Origin of the sequence: Bacillus massiliigorillae, from assembly GCF_000380245.2 — a bacterium.
GTDB lineage: Bacteria > Bacillota > Bacilli > Bacillales > DSM-1321 > Bacillus_AD > Bacillus_AD massiliigorillae.
In genome coordinates this window covers 1,702,895-1,722,277 of sequence record NZ_HG428741.1, presented here as the reverse complement: position 1 = coordinate 1,722,277, position 19,383 = coordinate 1,702,895, and the positions used below count along the sequence as shown (strand labels likewise).

Genomic DNA, 19,383 nt, shown 5'->3' with positions numbered 1-19,383 from the left:
TCATATTTCCTCTAAGATTGTTGCTACAATTTCTGGGCGATCGTAAAAGTATTCTTCAAGTAGTGGACTAATTTCAAAAGAAATAATTCCATCAAACCATATTTGTTCATCTAAGCTTTCTGGCTTTGAGGTAAAGAAAGAATGCCCTATTAAATAACCTTGTCCTAGTTGAAAATCAGATGAGATCTCTTTATTCATTATGTTTACAGCTCGAAGAATTCTAGAAATCATTTGATCTGAAATTCCATATTGATGCATCGTTTGCTTCCATTTCTCATTAAATGCAGGTACAAGTGTGATGAAAGCGAAACGGCGACGTAAAGCAATTTCTAGCTGAGCTAAAGATCTGTCAGCCGTATTCATTGTTCCGATTATATAAACGTTACTTGGAACAGTAAAACGGTCTTTTGAATACCCCATCGTTACAAATTCATCCCTTTTATCACGCTCAATTAGCATGAAGAGCTCTCCAAAAATCTTTGATAAATTTCCTCGATTAATTTCATCGATAATAAAATAGTAATCTTTTTCAGGGTTTTCTAATGCCCGTTGACAAAAATCATAAAAGACACCAAATTGAAGTGAAAAACCATGTTCATCTGGACGGAAACCCATTACAAAGTCTTCATATGCATAGTTTTGGTGAAACTGAACTAATTCTACACGAGTTTCGTCTTTAACACCCATGAGAGAATAGGCTAATCGCTTCGAAACAAATGTTTTCCCTACTCCTGGAGGTCCTTGAAAAATGATATTTTTCTTATATTGTAATAAATTAACAATAGTCTCATATTGATCATCATCAATAAATACTTCTCTTAAGAAATCATCTTTCGTGTATGCTTCTAGAGTACTGTTTCTAGAAGTTACTTCTAATGCACATTTTAAGTTTGGTTTTAGAATCCAGTTGAAATGTCCATTTTCCAGCTCTTCTCCTTCGAAAAGCATATTCCAATAACATAGGGATCCATCTTCCCTAGTATGCTTTGGAACTTTATTTGTCGCTTCCATAACACGTTTTGATAACTGAGCAACAGCACTATTAAATGAAGAAGGATGCTTATCTAAAGCTTGTGCCAATTGAGTTGCTGTTGCTTGCCCACCTAGTTTATACATGGTAGATAGATATTTAAAATCTATCTCTTTAAAAATAGTTTCATCCTCAATAAGATTAATCCACGATTCAACTGTTATTTCTTTATTATTATCGTCCACAGATAATGGCTCTTCCTTTTCTTGAAATGTATTTAATACATCGATCATTTTTTGTTGAAAAAGATTATATGAGAATAGTTCTATATCAGATTCGATGGAAGTGTCTTCTTGTCCCCTTTTCGGATGTTGATCACCATATAATAAACCATATCGTACTCTGTTCTCATCAATTGAGACAAAGAATTGAGGAGCCATCCGATGTGTGGAATAACCTTTTTCATAGACAGCTAGCCAACATTCTGAACAGCCGAAATTTTGATTCCAATTGAAGCCATTTAATACTTTTTCCTCTTCGAAATTTATACCTTGAAATGCTTCAAATGAACGTATTATTTCATGGATTTTTCTTTGTTCTTCTTTAACTTTCTGTTTAGTATTGTAATAATACAATTGAAATAAAATAGTGAAATTATTCCATGATTGCATAATATTCGTATCGTATCTCTGTTTAACTTGATTTTTGAATTCTTCCATTTCAATAAGAGTAATAGAGCCGGATTCTATTATTTGATCTAATACCATAAATTTAATAAGGTTAATTTTTTCCTTATTTCGATATTGTTCTCTTAATTTAAGCAATGTTTCACTGTCTTGTTTACACAGTGTTTCCAATAATAATTCGGGCTGTTTCATAAATATGCTTAGTTTTACTGCTTCACTGTATAAGTAATCAACAGCGCTTTCGACGATAACTTGATTATATTGCGTACTGCAATAAAAGAAGTCTTGTACATCTAGAATATTTATTTCGGAATATGTTTTTTGTAAATACTTGAGAGTTATTTCACATATTTCTACAAATGTTCCATAATTCATTCCAACAGAGCCTAGTTTTAATTCAATACCAAAGCTTTTTTTGATTGCAGTGAATATCTCCTGTTTATATAGAGGGTATTTCTTATAATCAAAAGCTGCAAATAAATAACCGAATAAAGGCGCTCCTAAGGAAATGGTACTGTTAAACTCTTTAGCTTTTTCACGGAACGCTTCAATTCTTTCTTCTAATGGTACAGTAGTATAAAATAACATATTTAGTAATTCTGCAACTTCTTCAGGACGTTCATCGGCATAATGCGTTAAATCTGCTGTATTACTCCAATGAACAAAGCTACCAGCTGATGGGTTTTCTTTTTGGATTTTTTGCACGATATCTTTAACTGTTAAACTATTGATTTCCTGCCCTTTTAAAAAAAGATGGAGACGTGTTAATATTTCTTTTTTATAATACTCATCATATAAATCTGTTTGTTTAAAAGCTAAATACCTTTTGTATGAAAGAATGATGTAATCATCTTTTAATAAGCTCTTCTTTAATTCATCATATGTCATATCTGCACCTCTACGTATGTTGTCAGTTATCATTATATTATAAATTTATTGATAAATAGAGAAAATGAGGTATTCAAGTAAATTTTAGTATTTAAAAAGTGCAATATACATGATTATAATTTATAATTATCTTACTTTGTACGAAGAGACAAAATTGTCTCAATACTCCGTAAAATTAGGAGATAATTGGTAATTTTACGTAATTATCAAAAACGTACATTTCCTCATTATTTCATCACATTTACATTCTATACTAGGTTTTAGGTAAGACATTATCTTTATTATTTATCTTATTATGAGGTGAAAATTATGAATAAAATCGATTCAACTATTTATGTAAAATTTGAACAAGAAGGACTAACTGCAGGTGAAAAGGCAGCTATATGGATGGATGTTTTTCCTTCTGATGTTGTAAGTACATTTTTCAAAAAAACACTTTCACTTTATGACAATTTTGCAGACAATAATTATTTTCCTAAAAATCCTTTTTTTCCAGAAATCTTAAATCATTTATTCTCCACTGATCAAGAGCTAGCTCAACTTTTCATTAAAGAATTTTTTCCAGAGCATATTTATCAAGCATTCATGCGCTCGGAAGAACTGACTCCAACGCATTAACTTCTAAATAGACTCACCTAAGAATAGGTGAACAAAAAAGATTATTGTTAAAACCTACCTTTAACCCAAATGGGATAAGGTAGGTTTTTTTGTTGTTATGTATTTGACATAAAAAAACCGAAATCCCTTTATATGATATGAGGAATTTCGGTTCATTTTTTTGAATATAATTATGCTTTAAATGGAATTTAATACCTCTTCACCTTGGTAAATTCGATATGCAGGTACAACAGTATCTGTCACGATTTCTTTTCCTTTTTCACGAATGAAGTCAAGTTTGTAATATGCATCAAAGCGCTGACTAATTTCTGTTTTAACTAGCTCTGGTGGTGTAACAACGATAAGTTGGAACTTTAATTTATCAGCAACAGCAAAGATTGGATCTAAAACATGGGCTGATGCTGCTTGACCGAATGGATTATCACAAACAAGCGGAACCCAGTTAGTATCATTTTCACTTTTAACTGATAGTAGCATCATCATCATAACCATACGCGCTGATAGTTTTTGACCGCCACTACCATCAGATTTTGTTCTTGAACCTTGGTTGATAGTTTGCCACGTTGAATAATGCTCTTTTTGTGGCTTTCCGTACATAAAAGCATTATCTGTGCGCATATTGTACACCAATAATTCAGGATAGCGATTTCGTAGTGATACAAATAGAATTTGTTCATCACCGATTAATTGCTTAATTTCTTGCTCAAGTGATTTATTATTATTATCAATTGTTTCATATTGACGTGTAATTTTATCAATGGCAGATACGAAATGCTGCTTAAGTAATGGCTCTACTTCTTCAGCTTTCTTCGGTAAAATATCTTCTTTTAATTGAACAAGTGGAAATGCTCCACGTTCATTTTTAATTTTCATTTTAGCAATCATCGAACGAATAGAGTCTGCAATACTCATTACCTTCATGCTGGCACGGCTTGCCCAGAAATCTTGTGCTTTTTCAGCTCGTTCTTTATCGCGATCTAATTGTTCTAACCCGCTATAAGAGAAACGTTTCATATTTTGAACAATCGTTTGAATATGCTCGTAATGGCGAGTGTCCATGTGGTCAAGTGAGGTTAACACTTCATTTTTGAAACGTAATTCCCAATCTTTCGCTTCTATTGTTAGCTTTAATTTACGTAAAGATTGTTCTAGCTTTAAATGTTTTGCTTGCTTTTCCTCTTGAACATTTTGATGAGAATCACACCAATTTAAGATACAAGTTTTTCCTTGCTTTTGTATTTGTTCAAGATGAGTTGCTGTGAAAGTTGAAGCTTCCTGCTTAAGAATAACAGATAGTGTAAGCTTATCACCTTCATATCCAGTAATATTAGCTTCCGTTTCTTTCTGTTTCTTCTCTGCTTTCTTTAAAGCATCTTTCGTAAGCTTCGTTTGGTCTTTAATTTCAGTTTCTTTAACATCTAAATCAGCATCTTCCCATGGTTCTGGTTGTTTCTCATGCTTAGCTACTTTCTTTTCCGTCTTTTCACATTGAACTTTTGCATGATTTAATGAAGTGTCCGCAACTGTCACAGCTGTTCCTTGCGCTCGCTCTTCTTTTTCCGCTTCTTTTGCCTCTTTATGAGCAGCCTGATGCATTTCTTCTAGTATTCGAATTGGTTCTTCGGCAACGGCTACATCTTTCCACTCTTCATTAAATGAACGTAATTTCTTTTCGATTTTACCTTGTTGCTTCTGTTCAACTTTTACAGTAGCCTGAAGCGCTAATAATTCTTGCGCTTGTTCTTCTTTTGATTTTTGTAGCTGATTAAGTTCAGTGATACTACCTTTTATTTCATCTAAAATATGTGGTGATAATTGCGGTACGTCTTCACTAATTTCGGCTTTTTCATTTGGTGGAAATGCAGCTTCATCCACAAATCTTGTAATATCTTTAATATCTTGTTCAAGCGATAGCTTCCATTCAAGATAAGTTTGATTCCATTCTTTCTGCAGTTGGAGCATATGTTGATGCTCTTTTTCTACTTCAGATTGCTGAGTAAGAAACTGAATTTTTTTCTTTTCTTTTTCTTCTTTCACTCGCTTGTTTTCTTGATGATTGCTTTTTTCTTCTTCAAAAGCAGTTAGAATTTCAGTTTCTTTTGAGCTTTTTTCAATCGTCATTTCTGCTTGTTCAATGCGTTCTTTAAATTGAGCTTGCTTATCTTTTTCTTTTTCTTCTTCTTTTTCAATCGTGTATAGTTCCGCTTTAGTTTTTGAAATAGCAGCTTCTTCATTTTGTAGTGCTTGATTAATTTCCGAACATAACTCACTTGCTGCAAGGCGATCAATTTCTTTTAAAATACGACGAAGTGAAACTTCTGTTTTCTCTATCTCGAATAAAGTTTCTTTTTTCTCTTCCATTTGCTCAAGGCTAGAAGCTTTCCAGTTTAAGAATGCCGTTTTACTCGTCAATAACCCTCGTTCACTACCATTTACAACAACGAAAGAATGGTCAGTTCCTCCTGACATTTCTTCACGCATATAAATAGGTACGGGACTCTTAAACATTCTACTAGTAAGAACTTGTTGATTAATTTTCTCCCACTGATGCTTACTAACAATTAAACTAAAAGGAAGAAGGGGGTACATATCTAAATACTGAAGGCGCTCCTCATCAGTTAATGATTGAAGAAATTGTGAGCCGTAGAACACGTCAATTCCGGTTTTTTCATCAATACTTTCTTTTAATTCTTTAATATCTTGGTTCGCAATCCAATAGCTTTCATCATTTAAAGATTGATCCAGTTGCATTTCCCATAATTCTTGCTTAAGATGCTCACTTTGCTCACGATTTTGCTTCAGCAATTCTTCTACACCTGTAGCATATTTTGATAATAACGACTGTGTAAACGGACCAACAGCATCATCTAATAAACCACGAAGCTTCGCAAGTAAAGTTTCTTCTTTTTCCTGTTGCTTATTATATGTTTCCGTTAACTGTTGGCACTTTTCATTCATATGTTGTAGTGCTTGACGTAGTTCACCTAATTTAAGTGATAGTGTATATTGTTGCTCTCTGGATGTTTTCTCGTCTTTTTTTAAGGAATCTATTTCTTGAAGATATTTCTCACTCTTTTCTTTAATGCTTTCCATTAAGCCTTTTAAATCATATGTTAAGCGGTCACCGAACTGTTTTACTAGTTTCGCTTCCTTATTTTCAAAGGTATGAATTTGACTGTATAAGCTATCAATCTCGGAGTCAAGCTGAGCGATTTCTTTTGTTTTTTGCTTATCTTGTATTGCAAGTTCTTTCGCTTTTTTATCTATATAAAGCTGATAGCTGCGATATTGTTTGTTTTCGCTTTTTATTGCCTCATATGCTTCATCCCATTGTTTTTTTGCTTCGCTTTTTATTTCTTCCATGCGTTGATTAACTTGCTCTAATCCACTATTTTGTTCAAGCTTGTCCATTTGTTGAGAAAGTGAAGCGATAGTTTGCTCAATTTCAGCCCATTCTTTTTTCAAGAGTGCAAAAGCCAATTGTTCTTTCTTCTCATTTTTTTCTGTTACTTTTTCTTGAATACTTTGATGTTTTTCTTTTTCTAAAGCTAGTTGCTTCTCCCATTTCTGAATATCACGATAAGCCTTAGCATATTCTAAATTATCTTTTTCGAAGCGTAATTCAGTGCTTCGTTTCTGTAGTTTCTCAATTTCCTGTTCTAAGGCAACGAGAGATTCTTTTTCTAATTCAATAATATGGTCAAGAGCTCCAAGAAGTTGCTGACCTTCTTTCGTACTGCTTTGAACGATTTCTTCGTGCTCAACACTTACCGCTATTTGATGTTCAAATGGTACAATATCCTCTAAAAATTCTTTATGAGCTTGCTCTCTCTTTAAAAGAATTGGTAAATCCTTTGCGATACTTGCTTGACTTTTGAAAATATCAACTAGATCATTTTTTTGATGCTCTGCTCGATGCAAAACTTGGCTAACAGTTGGAATGATTCGTTTTTGAAATAGTGAATGGTCATCCTCTGCACCTTCAAAGTATTTACCAACTCCACCTTCATCTTTATTAATGTCTTTCATAATGTCCCAATCTTTTCGATTGATTCCATATGTATCGAGTATACGATAATGCTTTTTAATATCTCGGTACACATCATACCCATTCCATTTAAAATAGTCTTTTAGTTCCTCTGAATCTGCAACTTCACCATCTTCATATAGAGGGATATGCTCAAGAGCAACATCTTCTTTACGTTCAAATTCCCTTGCATAGAATGTAATGTTCGGAGTTATCTTTGCTTCACTTTCAGTAGTGGCACTTTCACTTTGACCTTCATCATTCATCGAAAAACGTTGTTCAGCAGAAAACATACCACCTGTTACAAGATGGCGATGATCAGCTCCATCAAGCTCCCACTCGATTAGTACGTGGAATGTATATGGTATAAACTGTTCTTTCTTATTAAAAAAGAATTGTTGATAATAACGGTTGTTTTGTTTTCCCCAAGACGTTCCAGGCTTTAGCACCTGAAAGATAGTCTGTAAAAAAACACCTTTCCCGCCTCCGTTCATCATGGCAATTAATCCATTTGTAGAAGTGATTTCATTATGAAAATCGAAAGTTGTATCTTGGTATTGCTTTTGCATACCGTCATATTTTAGTCCAACAATTCTAATGCGATGAATCTTCGGCATGCTCATTCTCCTTTGTTGTCATTAATTCTTTCAAGCTCTCATAACGATCATAGTCATGATATAAATATTCAATTCGTTCAAAAAGCTCTTGTTTAGGTAATGCTTTCGGAATGTCCTCACGATCTAATATGACAATCAAGCCCTCTACCTCTAACAAACGCATTGCGTTCGTAATTAAACCAATTCGTGTTCGTCTATTTCCTTTTCTAAAGCCCGTTTCATCAACTTCAACTTCCATATGCATCCATGTTGTAACAATTGCGTCCATATCCAGCATATGTTGTTCACCAAATGTTGGCTGTTCCTTTAAAATAGTAGACCAGTTCACAATAAGTTCGTTGACTTGGCGTTCGAGCGCATAGAATGTAACCCCATCTCGTTTTGTTCGAATCTTGGCAGCTTGATTTCGGTCGATAATTGCTAAAAAAGCCATTATGATAATACTAATTAAATGAAAATGTTTCTTGCTTTCTACTTGTCTATGCTTTTCTTTCATGTGTGTGAAATTGGTAGCAAACACAGAGCCAGTTGGCTGTACAACAAGATGAATGCGTTTTGGTGATTCAATAATATATGTACCTGATTCATCCGCAAGCATTAATACGGTCTGTCTAACATCAGGTTCGTAATAGATTTGAAAATGCTCACTGTTTTCGTCAATTACTTTATCTTTTAATAAAGCAAAGTAAACAGCAGAAGCTTTTTTGATGATTTCTGCGTTCATCTATTTTTCCTCCTGGACACATATTTTAAATGGTGTAATTTTTGTTCGATACCAAATAAATGGCTCTGCACGATGATCAAATTCTGTATAGATTTTACTACCTTCAAATGATAAGAATTGTGGGTATTCATTCATTAGTTTAAGCAGTAATCGTTCTCGTTCATCAGTGATTGTTTCTTCTTTACGGTTCGCTACTTGGACATGAAGCGGTTTTTTATCAAACATCATCCATAAATCTAATGTTTCACTTTCCTCAAACCATTCGTCTTGTACTTCGCTTGGTAGTTTCGCAAGATCTGCCAGTGAAAACTCGCCATAACGCTGCAAATGATCAAATACATAGCTCCATGCATGTACGACAGAAGACCAGTCTGTGATTTTTCTTTCTATTAAATCTTCTGTTTCTTCCTCTTCATTCACTTCATCGATATCTTGCTTTTCCACTAATTCCTGCTCTCCCCATATCCATTCTAGAGGGAGAATGAAGTCATTCTTCGGTGAGAAAAGTGGAGCAAGAATACGTTCAACAACGGAGAAATCTTGAACTCCTTCCTTCATCAACCATTGATCATAGATTTGCTCACGGAATGAAACAAGGCTGTTTTCCCAGAATAGTGATGGATTTTCTACCTTTAACTTCATTTCAAAGGATATATTTTGAATAACTAATTTAGCAAATCTGTCATGAAGCTGTCTTGTATGCTCGATTTTTTCATGAAGAAATAACAGTTCCTTTTGAACCATACTATTTTCCTCATTACGTTTTGCTTTATCAAGCATGGATGATATTGTCCGAAAGTGATTCTTTTCTTCCTCAAATTGCTGTTCAATTTCACCACGGTTATCTTCTCGTTGCCGCTCTTGTTCAAATACAAGAATCTTTGGATTGTTCATCATTTCCTTTTGGAAACTGTATTCCTTTGTCATTAACCGATTTACACGTGAAATAAGATGATCTAAATTACGTGTTGCTTTTCGGAAATTCCCATTTTTAATCAATTGAATACTATATAACTGTTCAATTGATATCGAAAATTCCTCTGCCATTTCTCGACTCATAAAAATCATTTCCTGTGCAACATCTGTTAATTTATAAACAATGGCTCCACCCATTTCAAGATTCGTGTATAGCTCGTCCATCGTTACATAACGAAATACTTGTGTTTCCCATTCTTGTCTTAGTTCATTAAAGTATAAAGCTTCAAAGGGTTTGCTATATTCTTCTTTTCCTTGATATAGTAAACCGCTTGTTATGCGCTCTAGTTGCTTTTCATCACAAGTTAATTTCATTTGTTTGATTGTTTCTTCTACCATATACATGATATCTGTTTTTCTTCTACTATCATCATCATTTAACTCTCGATAAAAAATTGAAAGCAATACTTGCATTAGAATGGTTTGGATATAAGGCTTTAATTCACCAATTTCCATACCTTTTCCAAGCTCGAACAATGGATTTAAGCGTTTCATTCGCTGGGCAAATCCTTCCCATGACTCGTTCACATCTCTCTCCTCCATGTTTCAAGTGTTAGCACTTCTAGTGGTATACGTAAATCTTCATTCCATAGTTGCAGCAGGATTGCTTGCTCATCTTCTGTGAACCAACTGAAAAAATGATTTCGATGTTCAATATTTTTTACTTGTTTTATTTGTTTATTTGCTTTTTCTACATTCTCCAACATCTTGCGATAAATTTTCAACGCTGGCTGAATACAGCAATCACTATGCTTTTCTATTAATCTATTTAGAATACTATAGCCTTCCGGATCAATGTCACCAACATAGTAGAATAAATACTCTTGCTCAGGGAACATTCGAAAGAAAAATGAAAAGCTATTTTCAATTTTTTCACCATCGCCAAAAATGATAAGCTCTGGCTCATAATCTAATTGCTCTGATACAAGTAAGTCCACACATGTATGGAATACAGAAAGCTTTTCAACAATTAAGATACGCTTAATATCTTTTAGCTCTTTTCCTGGCTTTAGCCAAAAAACAAATGGTTCTGCAAGCTCTATACATTTTAATTCTTCCATTGGTACATTAATACGATTTAAAAAGCCCTTACCTTCAGGGAATAAGTTTTCATCTGTTAAGAACTTCTCATGCCCAAAGAGCTCCACACTTCTTTCTTCTATTGAAACGATTATTCTTTCTTCTTTTGATTGTAGAAAGGTATAAAGCTTTTCAATACGTTTCCACTCTTCTTGTGTTTGCCATTCTGGGTTATGCTCATAATAGGAGAAGTCGAATAAATTACTAAGTCGTAACATATCTAAGCGATTCCATTGCGTAGTCGCTTTTTTTATATTTACCCAATAATATAATGGAAGACTTGGTGATTTTCCGTTTTGTTGCATATTTCTAATAGGAGTTAACTGACCTTCGTTTTCCAACTTCTCAATGGCGTAATAAAACAATGTATAACCATCCATATCAAAATAAGCTTCGATTTGTTGCTCCAATTGATATTCTAAATCATTAATATTTACCTTCTTCTTTTGATTCGGATGCTGAATATCTTCAATAAAGCCTCGCACCCGAGTTTCAATTATATCCATGGTACTCACCTACTTTTACTTCTTCATACTTAAAGGATTATAACAAAAGCAACTTCATATGAATATGTTTTTTCACTGAAATCAATGCTTGTATGAACTTAACGAAGGAAGTTTTTGATCATTTTTATTTGGTGTTTCATAGTAGATCTTATAAAACTAATAACTTTATTCATTAGAGTTCGCTTGAAGGATTATCTCATTACTCTACCATAGCACTTTGAAGAAACTTCTCTGTTTTAATTCTTATAGAAAAGCATAACGAAATGTCATTCTTTAAAGAGAATGACTTAAATTTTTATATTTGATATAATATTCTAAAATAACAATATATAAATTTAAACTTATTATTAATGAACTTTAACATAATTATCTGATTGATAGATTTTACATAGTTCTACTCACAAATTACTATTAGGAAATGCAGTTCATACTATCTTTTCACATGAAGGAAAAAAACTATGCGAAATATTGGAAAATTCACTATACCAAAGTTATTTGTAGGAACAATCATAATTGCTCTTCTAGTTATTGTCTATGCAAGCTGTACATTTGAAGTAGATGACATATCAATTGATACAGATGAATTAAGCAATTTCAATACAAATTGGTATTATACAAATCAAGGAAATAGGGTCTTTATTCCGACTACTCCTACTTCTGTAAAAGTGCCAAATAAAGAAAAACTTATTATCCATAAACAACTTCCTACACACCTTACGCAAGATGAAGTTCTTTGTGTAAAAACAAACCATCAATCGCTCGAAGCATATATTGATGATACATTGGTCTATGGACATGGGTTGAACAATAAGGCATCATTCGGAAAACAGTTTGGAACGATATGGAACTTCATTGAAATCCCAAAGGAATCAGCAGGTCAACTAGTAACACTGCAATTAGATAAGCCCTATAATCAATCTAAAGAATTGATCTCTGACATTAAAATCGGGAGAAAAAGTGCTGCTATATTCTTCATGTTGAAGAAAAATTACCATCTCCTATTCTCTTTTTTCTTTACATTTCAATTAGGGGTACTATTTATCGTTTACTCATGGATTTTAAAGAATCGACATGTTGATTTCAATCGTAAAAGCTTTTTATATGTAGGAATCTTTTCACTATTGTCCGCTATATGGATGATAACAGATGCAAACATATTACAGCTCTTTACTGGAAATATAATTGTTATCTATTTTCTATCATTTTTTTCTTTTATGTTATTACCAATACCTTTTCTATTGTATTTAAAGGAAAATACGAAGCATGGAAAGAAACTGCTAGACTATTTATGTTTATTATTCATTGCTAGCTTTTTAATAAATATTGGTTTGTACATATGTAATGTATTGGATTTAATACAATCAGTTGTGATGACACATATCCTACTAATTATAACGCTCATCCTTATTTTTTACATCTGCTTTAAAGAAGCTCTTACATATAAAAATAAAGATATGCGAGAAATTATATGGGGCTTACTGAGTTTATTCATACTAGCCGTAATGGCCATCACTAATTTTTATGTAAAAATTAGCACTGATAACTCTCTTTTCTTTCAATACGGCGTGGGCATTTTTATTTTATTATTAGCCATTAATACTATCAAAAAAAGTATTGCTCTACTTAACAAGAGAACTGAAGCCGAGATTTATAAAGAACTTGCATACACAGATACAATGACTAAGCTATCGAATCGTGCTGCCTTTGAAAAAGAAATGACTCATTTAGAGGAAAACATACAAAACTACCAAAGTATCGGATGTATTGTTATCGATCTTAACTATTTAAAAAAAGCAAATGATACATACGGTCACAAAGAAGGTGATAAATTAATAGTAGGTTTAGCTGATTGCTTACGGGCCGCATGTCAGCATAGAGTTCCTTGCTATCGCATCGGTGGAGATGAGTTTGCAATTATTTTAACGAATAAAAGTGAAGCTGAAATTCAGCAGATACTAAATCAAATAGAAGAAAAGGTAGCAAATCAAAATAAATCAAATTTCATTCCTATTGATTACGCTTGGGGCTACACAATAGAAATAATTAAGACATCTAAAGAGGTTAGTGTGTACACGATATTTAATGAGGCAGATACTAATATGTATACTCAAAAAATGAGCATGCGTAAGGGTAGAAAATAAGAATAGAGTAATCAATAAAAAGCCAGAAACCCTGAAAATAACAAGGTTTCTGGCTTTTAATTTTTAATATTTTGACATGGATTCTAACCCCCGACCCCATCCTTGTAAAAGAAATCCCTTTAAAATTTGTATCTATTTTTCTAATTACAATTTAAATCTTGATATTTTAACATACAATTCATTCGTACGCTGACGTAAATCAGAAACTTTCTTGACTACGCGCTCGATGGCTACTAATTGTTCAGCTGTTGATGATGAGATTTCCTCACTTCCTGCAGCCGTTTCTTCAACTATAGCGCTTATATTTTCTACTTTTGCTAAAACATTTTCACCCAGATGTTTAGAACTAGTCATACCATCTGCAACTATTAATAACTCCTTCATAATGTTTTGTACTTCTTGATCAATCAAATGAAAGGCCTCTGTTATTCTCTGCATCGATTGCTGTTGCTTCTGAGCAATATTGACTCCAACGCATATCCTGTATACCTGATTTAATGGAACTAACCATTTTAAAGATTGCAGAAGTCGATGCTGATGATTCTTCTGATAGCTTACATACTTCTTCGGCTACAACAGCAAAACCTCTTCCTGAATCACCTGCTCGAACGACTTCTATTGCCGCATTTAAAGCTAAAAGATTTGTCTGTTCAGATTAGGATTAAATTTTCATTTATTATCGTTCGCTTCTTTATATTCATTCCACGCTGTAATCCCGCCTTCTAATAAGGTAACTTGATATGCTTTATCAGCTAGAATGCTTGCACATTTTCTTGCTGAATTTCCTGTCGTACAAGTAACGATTATTTCTTTGTTTTTTGGAAGTGCTGCTAATGTTTCAACATTATGATTATCTAATTCAAAAATAGACGTCTTAGGGATATTGATACTATGTACGTTAGAATCACTGATATGGTTTTGTTCGTATTTCTCTTTTGCTCGAACATCTAGAATAATGACTTCATTTTCTTTGATTTTACTTTGTAATTCTTTCGGAGATATAATTTGCATTTGAAAAAGACACCTCTTTATAATTTTTGTTTATTTTATCTTTTAAATTAATATTTTTGCAAATATTGTAGCTTATATAATGTTGAAAATACCTTCAAGATAATATTTTCATCTAAAAGTCTCAATCAGTAGTTTACCACAATATTGAAATTCATTTTGTCTTCGCTGTATAGTTTGTAACTTAAAAAAGAAAGATTATAATTTTTTGACTCATAATTTTATTATGTTAACTGAATTTGTAGACTTTATTTAGTAGACAATACAAAAGCACCGAATCAAATTAATTCGGTGCTTCATTCATACTTAAAAAGTACTAAACCAATATCCAATCGCGGATCCTATATAATTACCTACGATGTATCCAAGTGTTCCCACTAGCATAATTGGTGCAATTAGTTTTGTCCATCCTTTTGAAATAGCCATAGCTGCAGCAGTTGTTGGACCACCAATATTGGCGTTACTTGCCACTATAATTTCTTCTAGACTGAATTTAAATACTTTTCCTAACCCTAACGAAACAAGCATGTTTACGACAACCATGATTAGTACGAATACAAGTAATAACGGAGCTTGTTTTATAATCATAGAAATAGATGCTGGGATTCCAATAACAACAAAGAATAAGTAAATTAAATATGTACCAATTTCTTGAGCCCCTCTAATTTTTTCAAAAAAGTTAGAGAAAACAGTTACAGCTATTAACGTAATGGTAGTAAGTAATAAGTATTTATCGCCTAAAATTCCGCGTAATAACGTGAAAATGAAATTTTCTCCTGTAGGGATTAAATTTCCAAAAACCTCTGCTAATTTAAAAGAAACAGCAACGAGAATAAAGGCGGAACTTACTGCAAGAGCAATATCTTTTAAAGAGATTTCTTTGCTTTTCCAATAGGAAGCAGCATTATTTTCCCCTGTTACACTATTTCTCTCAACTTCTTCAATATGAGGTGTACTGAAACGTTTTCTAAAGAAATGCAGTGAAGGTAATAACATTAATACAAAAATGTATAATGCCATAATCATATTATCGGCTACAACTGCAGAAGAAACAAGATCTCCTGGTGCTTCAAACTTTGTAGATAGTGCTGCGAAGTTCACACCACCACCAATATAGGAACCTGTCATCATAGCTCCTACCTTATCAAGACCTGGAATCACATCTTTTAGAAGAAAGAATCCGATAATTGACCCTGCTACCGTCCCTACTGCACTTAAGAAGAACATGATTAGGAGCTTACCACTCTCTTTCCATATTTTTAATATATTTGCTTGGAATAATAAAAGAGGAATGGCTAAAGGAATAACATAACCCCAAACAGTGTCATAAACGACTGATTCAGTAGGAATAATCTTTAAGTTTGATAGTAGCATTGCACCTACTAGTGCGATGACTGCTCCTGACATCTTTGATGCCCATTTATACTTTTGCTCCAAACAAATACTTACTGCGGCCCAACCAGCGAGAAAAGCCCATAGTATCCATATATCATCTGGTTTAATCAATGTGTTGCTCATTATCTTCTCCTTTGTAAAATAATTTCTCTATATAATAGTACATAAAATACTGTAGAAAATTGATTATAAAAATATTCAGTTAATTATATAGATACATTTATTTTATAATAAGAAAAAAACGAGCTTGTTTAAGCCCGTTTCTCATTACTATTCATTTGTGGCAAGATTGCACTATCTTTTCTCGAATAAACGCTTAATATAATCCCAATTAAAATAGAATTAAAGATTAATGGTGTAGAGCCATAACTAATGAAAGGTAGTGAAACACCTGCAAAAGGTAAAAGCCCAAATGACATACCTATGTTATACAAGATTTGGAATAAAAAAAGAGAAATTGCACCAACGATAAGCATTTTTCCGAATGGATCTATAATACGTTTTGTTAATAGTATTAACCGAATTAAAAAGAAAGCTAAAATGGCTAATAATAGTAGCGAAATCCCCCATCCTAAAGAATATGTAATCGTTGTAAATACCATATCAGTCTGAAATTCTTGAATTGGAAAGTCTTTTTTCGTAATAGGTTGTGGAAACCATGTCGTTTTATCAATCATTTTTTTCGCTAGTGAACTAACATATCCCATTCCATTTGGGTTTGCTTGAGGATCGAGAAACAATAAAAGTCTATTTATTTGATAACTTGGGACATTCATTACAAATAAGCTTCCTCCAACAACAATCCAGGATACGATAACTAGAGATACTTTCATTAGATTATCTTTTCGACTTACACCATACATTATTACTAACATAAATACATACATAGCTAGATTTGAATAGCTGAGTCCAATATAGAAAATTAATACAGAAGTAAAAATAATAAAAATACTTAACATCCAACCTTTTATCTTTTTATCCAATAAAAATGATGCCCATGGAATTAGATAAAGAATGAGAACGATTGAAGTATCTGTCATAAATGGTCCAAAATGTAATCTAGGTTGACCATTTACAGTAACCACTAATGGATCGTTCAAAGTGGCAAACATGAGTATGAAAGTGCCTAATCCAAAGAACAATAAGCTGTACCTTTCCCATTTACGATAATTCGGAATAAATAAACATATAACTAAACCAATTCCAATTACGATGCCTAGTATTTTTGAAGGCCAACTAAAAGGGAATTCGAAATTTTTGAAAAGTAGCATCGGGATAATGCCAATTCCTATCGTACAAATAAACAGAGTTAAAACACTCCACTCAATCTTCCGTTTATACAATTTATTAAACTTCTTGCTTAATTTTTCGGCACTTCCCATTTGTTCAATGGCCTTTTGCTCTGCATCTTCTACAGTAAACCCTTGTTCGACATAACCCTTCATTACTTCTTCGATATGATGATTCAACTCTTTAGCTACACTTTCCTTTGTATCTTTCTCACGAATGGCTTTCGTAACACAATCTAGAAATATTTCTCGATTCATGATTTTGTCTCTCCTACTAGTGCTTTCACTATTATTGCTGATGATGGTTTTTTTCTTCTATTTTGTGCAATAATTTTCTCCCTTTTTCTTCAATTTGATAATATTTTTGCTCCTGTTCATCCCAACGACTTCTAATGTATTGTTGTTGTTCTAGCTTATGAAGTGTTGTATAAAGGAACCCTTCATGGTTTTCAAATTTAGTAACTCCTCTTGCTCTTAAAACACTTAATAAATCCATTCCGGTACGTTCCTGACTTAGAAGTTGTAAAATAGATTCTACAACACTTTCTTTTCGAAGTTCTCTATGAATATCAGCTTTATGTTTTTCAGTGAAATTTAAATCTTTAAAGGCAGACTTTTTTAATGCTTGCTTTAAGTTTTGTAATCCTTTATTCAATTTCGATTCCCTCCAACTCTTGACGTAAAAGTTGTTTTGCTCTTCTCATTCGTGTTTTTATTGTATTTTCATTTATATTGATGATAGAGGATATTTCCTTGAAAGATAAGTCCTCATAATAATGTAAATACACAACCTCACGATATTTTACAGGAAGCTGTAAAACGGCTTGTGCTAATTTTTTCCCATCCTCATGAACTTCTATTGTTTTTTCTACATTATACTTTGATGCACCAGCATAGCTTGTGATTTTTTCAGTAATCATCACTTTGCGGTGATACCATGAACGTAAATAGTCCTTACAATGATTAATGGCGATGCGCCATAGCCATGTTTTAATTTTTGATTGACGATTATACGTATGAATCGCTTTATAGCACTTCACAAATATCTCTTGGGTTAAATCTTCTGCCAATGATTGATCACCAACATAGGAATATGCGAGTTCTAATATACGTTGACCATATTTTGTCATGATTTCATCTAGCAAGTCTTCATCATTTGCGTACTCAATTAATTCGCTGAAATACTCTTCCAATGGTTCTCCTCCTGTTCTTCTAGTAATTAGACGATTCCCGATTACAGCAAGTTTTAAAATTTTCATTTTTTATAAAAAAATTTGTCTTTTCAATATATCTGTTATAGAAATGTAAAGATTGAATATCTTCACTTTTTTTTACAAACACTATTTTATATTAAAAGAAATTATGTATGACTTAAAATGTTTGAACTTCAAATACAAGTTCGGCATTCACCTTTTAGATTAAATAGGAGGATATATTTGTGAGATCATCGACACAAAATCAAGCAGTAGGATTTTTACTTGGTATTGGCTTAACTCTACTCATCGCTTTACTTGCTGGGCAAATTACAAAATTACCATTCTTCTCAATCATGGGCATGATGATTGTTTCTATCCTGATAGGTATGGCGTGGAATGCTGTATGGAAAGTGCCTTTATCGATAAGCGGTGGAGTGAAATTCAGTAGTCGATATTTGTTAAGAGCAGGTATCATTTTAATGGGATTACGTTTAAATCTGCAGCAAATTATAGATGCTGGCTTCCCCGTACTTATAACAGATATTGTGGTTATCATAGGAACACTTGTAGGAATGTATTACATAGGTAAATTATTAAAAGTAGATCAACATTTAAATATTCTACTTTCGGTAGGTACAGCAGTCTGTGGAGCAGCCGCTGTCGTTGCAATTGCGTCCGTAATTAAAAGTAGACAACAAGAAACGGCAATTGCTGTTGCATGGGTAGCGATACTAGGAACAATTGCTTCCTTGTTTTATATTTTTTTATTCCCGATTCTAGAGTTACATCCATATAATTATGGTGTTCTTGTCGGTGCTACATTACATGAAATTGCTCATGTCGTCGCATCGACGATTCCAGGTGGAACTGAATCAGATACGATAGGAATTGTCGTGAAATTAGGTCGTGTTGCTCTTCTAATTCCTGTAGCTTTAATAATTGGATCGCTTTTTGGTCCAAAAACAGATTCAACGAAGAAACGCTCTTTGAAGGATTTACCAATTCCTTGGTTTATTTTTGGATTTTTAGCAATGAGTGTTGTGAATACAATTAATATTTTCCCTCAATCCTTTACAGATGCTTTCATACCAATTAGTTCATACTTATTAGCAATGGCTATGGCTGGCTTAGGACTCGGGATTAATATAGCTGATTTTAAAGCATCTGGTATAAAACCAGCTATTCAAGGTGTTCTTGGTACAGTTCTAGTATGCGGAATAGGCGTATTGATGCTTTTATTCTTTTTCTAATACAAAAAAAGCT

The 19,383-nt window shown here is 33.0% G+C and carries 14 protein-coding genes and 1 pseudogene; 3 read left to right on the top strand and 12 right to left on the bottom strand.

Annotated elements, in window-relative coordinates; all coding sequences use genetic code 11:
* Positions 1-2,544, bottom strand: coding sequence for an AAA family ATPase (locus TX86_RS25705; RefSeq protein WP_052343590.1), 2,544 nt, complete (start codon positions 2,542-2,544; stop codon positions 1-3).
* Positions 2,545-2,853: 309 nt separating this feature from the next.
* Between TX86_RS25705 and TX86_RS07930 the strand changes: the two genes are divergently transcribed.
* Positions 2,854-3,162, top strand: coding sequence for a hypothetical protein (locus tag TX86_RS07930; RefSeq protein ID WP_042347807.1), 309 nt, complete (start codon positions 2,854-2,856; stop codon positions 3,160-3,162).
* Positions 3,163-3,339: 177 nt separating this feature from the next.
* On the opposite strand, the gene TX86_RS07925 is transcribed toward TX86_RS07930, so the two are convergent.
* Genes TX86_RS07925 through TX86_RS07910 form a run of 4 tightly spaced genes read right to left on the bottom strand, consistent with a single transcriptional unit; the run spans position 3,340 to position 11,091 of the window.
* The gene (locus TX86_RS07925; protein WP_042347806.1) at positions 3,340-7,806 is read right to left on the bottom strand and encodes a coiled-coil domain-containing protein; all 4,467 of its coding nucleotides are present in this window, start codon (positions 7,804-7,806) and stop codon (positions 3,340-3,342) included.
* Positions 7,784-8,530: a DUF6063 family protein gene (locus TX86_RS07920; protein WP_042347804.1), complete on the bottom strand. Its 747-nt coding sequence runs from the start codon at positions 8,528-8,530 to the stop codon at positions 7,784-7,786. Before TX86_RS07920 ends, TX86_RS07925 begins: the two co-directional genes overlap by 23 nt.
* Positions 8,531-10,033, bottom strand: a complete 1,503-nt coding sequence (locus TX86_RS07915; protein ID WP_042347802.1) for a hypothetical protein — start codon at positions 10,031-10,033, stop codon at positions 8,531-8,533. It lies immediately after the preceding gene.
* Entirely contained in the window at positions 10,030-11,091 is a 1,062-nt protein-coding gene (locus TX86_RS07910; protein ID WP_042347799.1) for a Wadjet anti-phage system protein JetD domain-containing protein, read from the bottom strand. Before TX86_RS07910 ends, TX86_RS07915 begins: the two co-directional genes overlap by 4 nt.
* Before the next feature lie 458 nt (positions 11,092-11,549).
* Here TX86_RS07910 and TX86_RS07905 point away from each other — a divergent pair, with 458 nt between their 5' ends.
* Complete coding sequence (locus TX86_RS07905; RefSeq protein WP_042347797.1) at positions 11,550-13,232, top strand: GGDEF domain-containing protein; 1,683 nt, start codon at positions 11,550-11,552, stop codon at positions 13,230-13,232.
* Positions 13,233-13,376: 144 nt separating this feature from the next.
* Here the strand turns inward: TX86_RS07905 and TX86_RS07900 are convergent, their stop codons facing one another.
* The 7 genes and pseudogenes from TX86_RS07900 to TX86_RS07875 form a co-directional block, all read right to left on the bottom strand.
* Complete coding sequence (locus TX86_RS07900; protein ID WP_154663080.1) at positions 13,377-13,670, bottom strand: methyl-accepting chemotaxis protein; 294 nt, start codon at positions 13,668-13,670, stop codon at positions 13,377-13,379.
* 90 nt (positions 13,671-13,760) lie between these two features.
* Positions 13,761-13,887 (bottom strand): annotated as a pseudogene (locus tag TX86_RS27785) (methyl-accepting chemotaxis protein); the annotation flags it as partial.
* A gap of 14 nt (positions 13,888-13,901) precedes the next feature.
* Positions 13,902-14,243, bottom strand: coding sequence for a rhodanese-like domain-containing protein (locus tag TX86_RS07895; protein ID WP_042347792.1), 342 nt, complete (start codon positions 14,241-14,243; stop codon positions 13,902-13,904).
* Between the two features lie 303 nt (positions 14,244-14,546).
* On the bottom strand, positions 14,547-15,758 hold the full coding sequence (locus tag TX86_RS07890) for a DUF819 family protein (RefSeq protein ID WP_042347790.1): 1,212 nt from the start codon (positions 15,756-15,758) through the stop codon (positions 14,547-14,549).
* A 128-nt stretch (positions 15,759-15,886) separates the two neighbouring features.
* Positions 15,887-17,182: an FtsW/RodA/SpoVE family cell cycle protein gene (locus tag TX86_RS07885; RefSeq protein WP_042347788.1), complete on the bottom strand. Its 1,296-nt coding sequence runs from the start codon at positions 17,180-17,182 to the stop codon at positions 15,887-15,889.
* Between the two features lie 31 nt (positions 17,183-17,213).
* Positions 17,214-17,579: a PadR family transcriptional regulator gene (locus tag TX86_RS07880; protein WP_042347786.1), complete on the bottom strand. Its 366-nt coding sequence runs from the start codon at positions 17,577-17,579 to the stop codon at positions 17,214-17,216.
* Complete coding sequence (locus TX86_RS07875) at positions 17,572-18,117, bottom strand: sigma-70 family RNA polymerase sigma factor (protein ID WP_042347784.1); 546 nt, start codon at positions 18,115-18,117, stop codon at positions 17,572-17,574. The genes TX86_RS07880 and TX86_RS07875 overlap by 8 nt, the downstream gene beginning before the upstream one ends.
* A gap of 245 nt (positions 18,118-18,362) precedes the next feature.
* On the opposite strand from TX86_RS07875, the gene TX86_RS07870 reads away from it, so the two are divergent.
* On the top strand, positions 18,363-19,370 hold the full coding sequence (locus TX86_RS07870; protein ID WP_081707602.1) for a YeiH family protein: 1,008 nt from the start codon (positions 18,363-18,365) through the stop codon (positions 19,368-19,370).
* The last annotated feature ends 13 nt before the right edge of the window (positions 19,371-19,383 follow it).